The following is a 6,289-nucleotide window of genomic DNA, read 5'->3' as shown; positions in this document are numbered from 1 at the left end:
ACGCTCATCCGCTCCCGCGTCGCCGCGGCCACCCGCACCAGCGTGCTCGCCTCGAACGGCCGCACCGCAAGCACCTGCTCCACCATCGCCGTCAGGTTCCGAAACCCCGACTTCCGCGCCACCGACTCCGCCCGCGGCGACTCATCCTCCCGCCGCAGCAACTCGCCCGCGACCTCCACCAACGCCGCATCCACCACACGCCGACGAGCCGCCAGCTCCCGCAACGCGACCACGATCTCCGCATCCGGAAGCCCCGCCAGCTGACACCGCGCCTCCAGGAGCGCATCCACCACAGCCGTCTCCACTGACGACTCCACTGACGACTGGCGATGCGCCCCCTGCTCCGACTGCGATGCCACGATAACCTCCCCCAAGATCACCACCAGCCTAGCCGATTGGACCCGTTCAATCTAGCTATCAACAGGAGTTTTCTGACGTAATTCGATGATAGGTACGAATGGTGCCCCTGGTGTCCTTCATGTCCGGCGGCACACGGGTAGCTGCGAAGTCTCCAGCTGTTCGCCGTTTCAGCTCGCGCTGTGGCCGAGCCGACTCTCTTCTCCCGTTCAGCAGACCACGGACCACCGACGCTGCGCACCACGGCACTTCAGTCCGAGTTGCTCGCACGTGTCGCCAGGGGCAGTTGTCCCTGAACAGGTCCTGCCGCGGTGCGCTGTGTCGGCCTGTCGATAGCGTCCGCTGGTGCTCGCGCGTCGTCTGAGGGCGGTTCCGTGTCGCGCGCGTACTGTCTGCTGAGAATGTCATCCCGCTCGCAGACAGCCGAGTCATCGTGCGGTTTGCTGTGCCCGTGTGCCCGTGTGCCCGTGTGCCCGTGTGCCCGTGTGCCCGTGTGCCCGTGTGCCCGTGTGCCTGTGTGCCCGTGGCGCTCGAGAGCCGCGCCTACGCCCGCGTGCTGCGCTTGTGCTCGGGTGCTGCGCTTGTGCTCGCGTGCTGCACCTGCGTTCGCGTGCCGCGCTTGCGCTTGCTGACGCCGTGTGCCCCCGTGGTGCTCGGAGCCCACTTACGCCCGCGTGCCGCACTTACGCCCGCGTCCCGCGCCCGTGCCCGCGTGCCGCGCTGACATCCGCGTGCCACGCTGGTGTTCGCGTCCCGCGCCCGTGCCCGCGTGCCGCGCTTACGTCCGCGTGCCGCGCGGCCGCTCGCGTCCCGGGCTCCTTGTGTGAAGCTCCCGTGACATTGGCGCGACACCCTGCCATCCGCCTGTCGCCGTGCGTCCGCGCCCCTCCCGCAGCCGACCGCGCGACTCTGAAAGCGTGAGCCTGCTACCCCTCGACTCGCGGCAATGCTGCTGAGGCCACGACGTCGCCGCTCTCCTCGCGGATCTCGACGCTCGTGACCTCCTCGCGGAGTGCGGCCGCGTTGACGGCGCAGATGATCTCGACCTCTGAGCCCAGGAACGTCCCCGAGCCGACGTCCTCGCCGGCGGCATCGACGACGACCACCGAGTAGAACTCACCGCTCGGCAGCCCGTTGACCGTGAGCAGGGTCTCGGTGCCCCAGGTGTGCGCGACGACGCTGCCGTCGATCTCGACGCCGACGGGTTCGCCTTGGAAATCGACGGGCTCGACGGCGCCGAGCGTTCCGGGGTCGCCGACTGGTGTGGGCGTCTCAGGGCGGGGGAGGAAGAAGCCTCCGACGACGCCGACCACGAGGCCAACGGCAGCGATCCCGGCGATCATGGCGCCTCCGAAGCGTGGGCGACGCAGCGGCGTAACAGGCGCGGCGCCGGCGGCTTCGGCGTCGGCTTCGTCGGCCTCGCCGCGTCCGCCCGCTTCATCGGCGCCATTGCGAGAGTCGACGGCGTCAGCCGAGCCGGGAGCCCCGGTAGGCCCATCCGCGTCGTCTGGCCCAACGAGGCCACCGGCACGATCGTCTCGCTCCTCGTCGCCGAATTCGCGACTGTCGACGCCGCCATCTGCGGCCCCGATCGTCAGCACGGCGTCACGGAGCCCGTCGCTTGGCGTCGCATCCAGCCACTCTGGGCGCCCGGAGACCTGCCCCGTGAGCACCCGCAGCTCCGTCAGCTCGGCGTCGATGGTGGGGTCGGATGCGCGCATCCGCTCGAACTCGGCAGCCTCGTCGGCGGTCAGCTCGCCGACGAGGGCGGCGGCGATGAGCTCGCCGCGGCGGTCTGCGGTGTGGTCAGTCACGAGCTCCTCCGGATTCGTCGAGGTGGCCGCGGACGGCGCGGAGGCCGTAGAAGACGCGGGTGCGGAGGGTGGCGACGGGCACCCCGCAGCGGGCGGAGAACTCAGCGTAGCTGTAGCCGGTGAGGTGGATGGCGATGATCGCGTCGCGCTGCTCGTCGGGCAGGAGTGCGAGGGCTTCTGTCAGGCCGAGCCCCGTCAGCGGGTCGGGAGTTTCGGCTGCCACGTCAACGTCTGCGGCGGATGCGTCGTCTGCGGAGGTCCGGGGCAGCCGGTCGCGGGCGCGCAGGGCGTCGGCGATGACGTTGCGGGCGATCGCGAACAGCCAGGTGCGCTCGCCGCCCCTCGATGGGTCGAAGCGGTCGCGTGCTCGCCAGGCTCGGAGGAACGTCTCCTGCACGCAGTCCTCGGCAAGCGCGCGGTCGCGCAGCGCATTGATGGTGAAGCCGAGGAGAACGCTGCCGTGGTCGCGGAACGCCGCGTGGAGGTCGAACGAGTGCGGCGCATCCGCCATTCGTGCGTGTCCTCTCGTCGTCGACCCCCTGGCGCGGTCAACGATAACGGCAGTGCTCACGGCTCCTCCCTCCGGCGACTCAACTGCGATTGGTACAGGGGTGTACTGCCTGACCGCATGCCGCGTTCAGGGCGTCCCCGAAAATCTCTCTCGAAAAAGTTCGGGGGCGGATGAACGCGGGAGGGTCGAGCCCCGTATGCCCCTGTACGACGGCTCCACCGGGGAGCTGCGAAGCAGGAAGGCACTCCCTCATGCCCAAGCACACGTTCGCGAAGTCGCTCACTCTCGGCGCCACCGCTGCCGCCGCCATCGCTCTTGTCGCCGCCGCCCCCGCGACCGCGGAGACGGAAGTCTCCGAACCCGACTCGTTCACGAGCGCCTACACGGTCATGGCGACGCCCGACGCGGTCATCAACAACGACGGCGACGTGACGCCGGGCGAGCCCGGATCGATGGGCCAGTTCGACTTCCGCATCAACTCGGACCTGAACATCATCTGCTACGACATCACCCTCACGGGTGTCACTGGCGAGTACGAGAGCCCCGCGAAGACGGCCACGCACATCCACGAGGCCGCCGAGGGCCAGGCTGGCCCGCCCCGCATCGCGTTCCCGAACCCCACCGACAACGGTGACGGCACGCGCACCAGCAGTGGCTGCCTTGAGGGTCCGTTCACGACGGGCCTCAACAGCGACGCCGGCACCGACACGGGCGAGGGCTTCACGCTCAAGCAGATCGAGGCGAACCCGGCCGGCTTCACGGGCGACTCGCACACGGCTGACTTCAAGGCCGGCGTCGTGCGCGGCCAGCTCGTGCAGGTTCCGGTCGGCGGCGTCGACACGGGTGCCGGCGCGCTGCTGCCGGTGGCCTCGATGCGACGACGCTCGGCTTCCTCGGCCTCGGTGGCCTCGCCGTCGTCGGCGCGGCTGGTGTGGCGGTTGCGCGCAAGGCTCGCGCAGCGGGTCAGTGACCAGGAATATCTCTCGGATGCCGGGGCGCGCGCTGCGTGTCCCGGCGCTCGTCGTGGCGGCCGCGCTCCTGTTGAGTGGATGCGCGGCCGCGCCGAGCGGCGACGTCTCGGCTCCCGAGGCCACACAGCCCCCGGCGGTCGCTGCCGAAGCAACTCCAGCAGCATCGTCCGAGGCTGCGACCGCGGCACCCGCAGCCCCCGCACCTGACACCCAGCCCCCGTCCGGGGCCGGTGGTGTCGAGGTCATGCCCGAGGGCATCGAGCCCAGCGCCGTCTCGATCCCCGCCATCGACGTCGAGGACACGCTCATCGACCTCGGCATCGCCGCCGACGGGAAGATGGAAGTGCCGGTCGACTTCGACGAGATCGGCTGGTTCACGGGCGGCGGCAAGCCCGGCGGTCGCGGACCGACCGTCATCGCGGCGCACGTCGACGGCCTCGCCGGACCCGCCGCGTTCTTCCGACTCGACGAGCTCACTCAGGGTGACGTGGTGAGCGTCACCGACGCCGAGGGCGGCGTCACGAGCTACCAGGTCACCGAGGTCCTCACCGTCGAGAAGGCCAACTTCCCCACGGCGCGCGTCTTCGGTGCCGTGCCCGGCGACGAGCTCAGGCTCATCACATGCGGCGGCTACTTCGACCGAGACGTGGGGCACTACGACAAGAACGTGGTGGTGTTCGCGACGTCGGTCTAGGGTCGGCGTCTGCAGTCGCCTCGCTGCAGGATGCGGCGAAGCGGCGGCGTGCCACCGTCATCTACGCGCCTCGGGTCGCTGTCAAGTTGCAGACCAGCGGCGCTGTTGAGGTCGAGCTGGACGAAACGCGACGGTCAGCGGATGCGATTCGGCTCAGAACAGCGTCGTGATCGCGGTGATGATGCCGACGCTGATGACGAGCCCCGTGCCGCAGATCGCGAGCGCTTCGATCGGCAGGGTCCTGCGCTGGTACGCGTCCCAGAAGCCGTCGGCGGCGATTGCCTGCCGGCTTTCAGCTTCTTGGTCGATCCTCGTCTCGGGCATATAGCTAGTCTAACTAACTATTGTTGCGGCGCAAGACGCCGGACGATCTGAGCGAGGAAGAACGCGGTTGAGCATGACTGGCAACTACTGGGCACACGCGGTCCGCAATCCCTTTTCGCGTCCGTTCCGAATGGATGGCAGACGCGGTGCCGCGTCCGGGTTCCGCATGCCGCTCACCCCAGCGGGGGACCCTCGGTTGGCGACAGCTCAGGCCTGCAAGCTCTGGACTGTTGGAAGTGAGGTCCACGATGATGCTCGCGATTGACGCAGCGCCGCAGCTCCCTGAACTGCGGGACGCGCCCACCGCATCCGCCGCACCCGTGGCGACAGGTTCGCAGCGGGCGCGGGCGCTCTCGAAGTTCAAGAGCGTTGCCGCCGCCGATGACAGTGATGAGTTCCTGGCCGGGCTCGCCTCCCTCGGTGACGCGCATGCCTTCGACCTGCTGGTGCAGCGCTACCGCACGCTCATGTACGTGTGCGCCAGGCGGCGCCTCGGCTCGGACGCGGAGGCCGACGACGTCGTCCAGGAGTCGCTCGCGCATGCCTGGATGAAGCTGTCGACCCTCAAGGACCTGGCCGCCGTCCGCTCGTGGATGCTGCGCATCGTCGCATCCAGAAGCATCGACGTGCTCAGGCGACGTCGGGAGCACGACCGCGTCGAGGAGGCCGAGTTCCCGGCGCCGGACGACGGATCGCCGACCACCAACGCGCAGGTTGCGCTTCTCTCCGCGGCCCTCCACGTCGCCCTCTCGCACCTCCCGGAGCAGCAGCGCCGATGCTGGGTGCTGCGCGAACTCGAATCGCTGAGCTACCAGGACATCGCGGACGAACTCGAGCTTCCGGTCAGCACCGTGCGCGGCGCTATCGCGCGGGCGCGCAAGGCGCTTGCGATCGCGATGGCCGAATGGCGCTAGGGAGGGCGTGCGCCGGCGGGTGACCGCTGGTGCAGGTAGGCGCTCGGGGGTCTGGGGGCGCCACCGCGACTTGGGTTCGGTCACGAGCAACCGGCCTCGCCAGCGACGCCCGCCGCGCATTGTGGCTCGGGCTGGCGTTCTCTAGGCTCGTCCCCATGAGGGCGACTCGCGTGCTTGCCGTGCTGGGCGCATCCGTCGTGTCGCTCGCCGGGTTCGCGGGGTGCATGAGCGAGGTGACGTACACGCGCAATGGCGTCGAGGTCACCCCGGATGCGGAGCTCGTCGAGTCTGGCTACGCCGACATCGACCCCTGCAGTGCGATCTCGGACGAGACGCTGAAGGCGGCCGGATTCGCGTCGCCGTCAGCTGCCCAGACGCTGTCGCCGGACCCGGACTGCGAGTGGCGCGACGGCATGAAGTCGGCGCCGACGCTGTTGCTGTGGGTGGATGGGCCGACCGAAGCAGACGAGCTGTCGGAGCTCATCGAGGTAAGCGGCGTCGGGGTCGAGGTGTACTTCCAAGCGGGCGCATCCGGCCGCTACGTGGCCCGGTTCGACGACCTCACGCTGACCCTCAACGCCGACCTCGAACTCGAGGGGGAGTTCGACGAGAACTCCGACGCGTTTGGCAAGGACATTCTCGCGCGCGGGCTGAACGACGCGATGGAGGCATACGGGAAGGTGTAGGGGCGGGAGCGAGCCGGA

General features: G+C 69.4%; 8 protein-coding genes. 4 read left to right on the top strand and 4 right to left on the bottom strand.

Features of this window, described 5'->3' with window-relative positions:
* The 3 genes from ACQFZP_RS14595 to ACQFZP_RS14585 form a co-directional block, all read right to left on the bottom strand.
* Positions 1 to 293: hypothetical protein (locus tag ACQFZP_RS14595; protein WP_211891793.1), on the bottom strand; the 293-nt coding region annotated here is incomplete at its 3' end.
* 990 nt (positions 294 to 1,283) lie between these two features.
* Positions 1,284 to 2,171, bottom strand: coding sequence for a hypothetical protein (locus ACQFZP_RS14590; protein ID WP_211891792.1), 888 nt, complete (start codon positions 2,169 to 2,171; stop codon positions 1,284 to 1,286).
* Positions 2,164 to 2,742: an RNA polymerase sigma factor gene (locus tag ACQFZP_RS14585; protein ID WP_307852884.1), complete on the bottom strand. Its 579-nt coding sequence runs from the start codon at positions 2,740 to 2,742 to the stop codon at positions 2,164 to 2,166. Before ACQFZP_RS14585 ends, ACQFZP_RS14590 begins: the two co-directional genes overlap by 8 nt.
* A 191-nt stretch (positions 2,743 to 2,933) precedes the next feature.
* Here ACQFZP_RS14585 and ACQFZP_RS14580 point away from each other — a divergent pair, with 191 nt between their 5' ends.
* Positions 2,934 to 3,860: a CHRD domain-containing protein gene (locus ACQFZP_RS14580; RefSeq protein WP_249312512.1), complete on the top strand. Its 927-nt coding sequence runs from the start codon at positions 2,934 to 2,936 to the stop codon at positions 3,858 to 3,860.
* 37 nt (positions 3,861 to 3,897) lie between these two features.
* Positions 3,898 to 4,347 carry a class F sortase gene (locus ACQFZP_RS14575; RefSeq protein WP_249312511.1) on the top strand — a complete coding sequence of 150 codons (450 nt, stop codon included), beginning with the start codon at positions 3,898 to 3,900 and terminating at the stop codon, positions 4,345 to 4,347.
* Positions 4,348 to 4,500: 153 nt separating this feature from the next.
* On the opposite strand, the gene ACQFZP_RS14570 is transcribed toward ACQFZP_RS14575, so the two are convergent.
* The gene (locus ACQFZP_RS14570; protein ID WP_179557278.1) at positions 4,501 to 4,671 is read right to left on the bottom strand and encodes a hypothetical protein; all 171 of its coding nucleotides are present in this window, start codon (positions 4,669 to 4,671) and stop codon (positions 4,501 to 4,503) included.
* 248 nt (positions 4,672 to 4,919) lie between these two features.
* Here ACQFZP_RS14570 and ACQFZP_RS14565 point away from each other — a divergent pair, with 248 nt between their 5' ends.
* A complete protein-coding gene (locus ACQFZP_RS14565; RefSeq protein ID WP_249312510.1) occupies positions 4,920 to 5,585 on the top strand; it encodes an RNA polymerase sigma factor in 666 nt (221 codons plus the stop codon).
* 155 nt (positions 5,586 to 5,740) lie between these two features.
* Complete coding sequence (locus ACQFZP_RS14560; protein ID WP_211891790.1) at positions 5,741 to 6,271, top strand: hypothetical protein; 531 nt, start codon at positions 5,741 to 5,743, stop codon at positions 6,269 to 6,271.
* Positions 6,272 to 6,289: the final 18 nt, after the last annotated feature.

The organism is Pseudoclavibacter sp. Marseille-Q434, assembly GCF_050315415.1.
Taxonomy (GTDB): domain Bacteria; phylum Actinomycetota; class Actinomycetes; order Actinomycetales; family Microbacteriaceae; genus Pseudoclavibacter.
This window is presented reverse-complemented; position numbering and strand designations above follow the sequence as displayed.